This window comes from Cellulomonas sp. (assembly GCF_035634735.1).
Taxonomy (GTDB): domain Bacteria; phylum Actinomycetota; class Actinomycetes; order Actinomycetales; family Cellulomonadaceae; genus Cellulomonas.
Genome location: NZ_DASQCJ010000086.1, coordinates 1 through 2,319 on the forward strand (window position 1 = coordinate 1; position 2,319 = coordinate 2,319).

Here is a 2,319-nt window from a genome sequence, read left to right on the forward strand (position 1 = left end):
CTGGTGCTGCTGCAGGCGTACACGGGCGCCACCCCGGGCAAGCGGGTGGCGGGTGTGGCCGTGGTGCGCGCGGACACCGGCGCGCCGGCGGGGTTGCTGCGGACGCTCGCGCGGCCGTTCGTGCACGTCGTCGACGGCATCCTGCTGATCGGCTACCTGCGACCGCTCTGGCACCCGATGCGCCGGACGGTCGCCGACTCGGTGCTCGGGACGGTGGCGGTGCTGACGCGCGGGCCGGCGTGGCTCCCAGGGCTGGAGCCGGTGCCGCGCGCGTCCCGGGGCTCGGCCGCCGTGACCGCCGCCGCGATCGCGGTCTGCGCGGCGAGCGCGGTCTTAGCGGTGCCGACCTCGTCCAGCGGCAGCGTCGGCACCGTGGGGGACCCGGTCGCCTGCGTGGTCGAGGTGCCGGGCGGCGTCCCGGACGTGGGGGCCGCGGCGACCGTCCAGCGCACCCGCACCGAGAACGCCGAGCGGCGGGCCTGGGTGGTGCGCGAGCTCGCGCCGTCCGGTCCCGGGTTCGACGTCGCGTGGACCTGGAGCGGGAGCCTCGGCCGCGGCGACGCCGAGGCGTGGGTGGAGGCGCGGGTGTCCCCCGGCGCGGGCGCCGCGGAGCCGACCCTGATCGAGGAGCCGCACGCCCCGGCCGGCCCCGGCCCCGGCGAGGCGTTCCTCTCGGCGTCGCCCGATGCGTTCACCGGGCTCACGCGGGACGGCTGGGTCGAGACGTCGCTCGTGGTCGACGGCCGCGCGGTGGCGACGTGCCGGGTGCCGGGGGCGGAGCTGCTGGACGGCTGACGCGCGCGGCAGGCCGGTGCGTCGAGCGTTGGGCCGTCCGGGCGTCGCCGGATCGAGGGATCCTGTGCGTGAGGGTCGGCTCGGCCCGCGCCCGCGCGTCACGCGAGCTGGGGCGGCGGTGGACGCCTGACCTGCGCCGACGCGGATCAGGCGCGGCGAGCGCCCGGCGGTCGGCCGGCTGTGACCGCGCCGGGCGACCGGCCGGTCGGCTTCGGCTTCACCCTGTGACTGCCGGAAATCGGTACAAACCGGACAGTAGCCTCGCGGCGACCGATGCCCCACCGGCAACGACGCACCGGAGGACACCGTGCACGCCCGCCTCGTCCCGCTGCCCCGGGTGACCGCCGCGGATGCCCGCGCCTGGCGCCGCCTCGCCGACTCCGCCGTCGAGCCCAACGTCTACCTCGACCCGCGCTTCCTCGTCCCCGCGCGGCACCGCGGCAGCGAGGTCGCGGACGTGCGGCTGCTCGTCGTCGAGGAGGGGGACGAGTGGCTGGCGCTGCTCGCGCTCACCGCGACGACCGTCGCCCCCGGCGTGCCGCTGCGGGCGGTCACGACCGGCGGGACGTTCATGACCACGCACTCCGACCGGCACCACCCGCTCGTGCGGGCCGGTCGCGAGGTCGAGGCGCTGGGCGCGCTGCTCGGCGGCCTGCGGGAGGTGGGGCTGCCGGGGCTCGTGCAGCTGCAGCACTTCCCGCTCGACGGGCCGCTCGCGGACGCGCTCCGCCGGGTGGCGGCGCGCGGCGGGATGCTCGTGCACGAGCGTCGGCGCACGGAGACCGCGTACGCCCGGCGCTCCGCGGTCCCGGGGCGGGTGCCGCGCGCGACCGGTGCGCCGCTGGTGGACCCGCCGCTCGCCGCGGACCACATGGGCGCCGGGCGGCGGAAGGACCTGCGCCGCCGGCTGCGCGGGCTGGCGCGGGACGCCGGCGGCCCGCTGGAGCTGCACGACGTGAGCGACGACCCGGCGGTCGACGCGGAGTTCGCCGCGTTCCAGGCGGCGGGCTGGAAGGGCGACACCACGCGCGGCGGCGCCGCTCTCGGTCTCGACCCCGTGGCCTACCGGTGGTTCCGCGACGTGGTCGCCGGGTTCCGGCGCGACGGCGACGTCACGGTGCTCCGGCTGACCGCGGGCGGTGACACGGTGTACCTGAGCTACGCCCTGCGCTCCGGCGGCACCTACTTCGGGTTCCTCGACGCGTACGCCGAGCGGTACGCCAAGTTCAGCCCGGGCGCCCTCGGTCGGCTGGCCGAGCTGACCTACGTGCTCGGGTCGACCGACGCCCCGGCGTTCGACCCGGCCTTCGACCCCCGGTACGTCGCCGGCACCCAGCTCTACCCCGAGCGCCGGGAGCAGGCCGACCTGTTGGTCTCGACGCGCGGGCTGGTGTCCCGCACGGCGGTGCTGGCGGCGCCGGTGGCGGCGCGGTTCGGGATCGGCGCCCGGGCGGTGGGGCTGCCGCTGGTCCCGGTGGGCGGGGAGCTCGCGGAGTGGCTCGCGCTGGTGGCCTGACCGCGCCC

2 protein-coding genes are annotated in these 2,319 nt (G+C 78.2%); both read left to right on the top strand.

The features are described from left to right. The coding region (locus tag VER05_RS07885; protein ID WP_324844823.1) for an RDD family protein at window positions 1–795 on the top strand (795 nt) is incomplete at its 5' end. A 307-nt stretch (window positions 796–1,102) separates the two neighbouring features. Beyond that, entirely contained in the window at window positions 1,103–2,311 is a 1,209-nt protein-coding gene (locus tag VER05_RS07890) for a GNAT family N-acetyltransferase (protein ID WP_324844824.1), read from the top strand. Window positions 2,312–2,319: the final 8 nt, after the last annotated feature.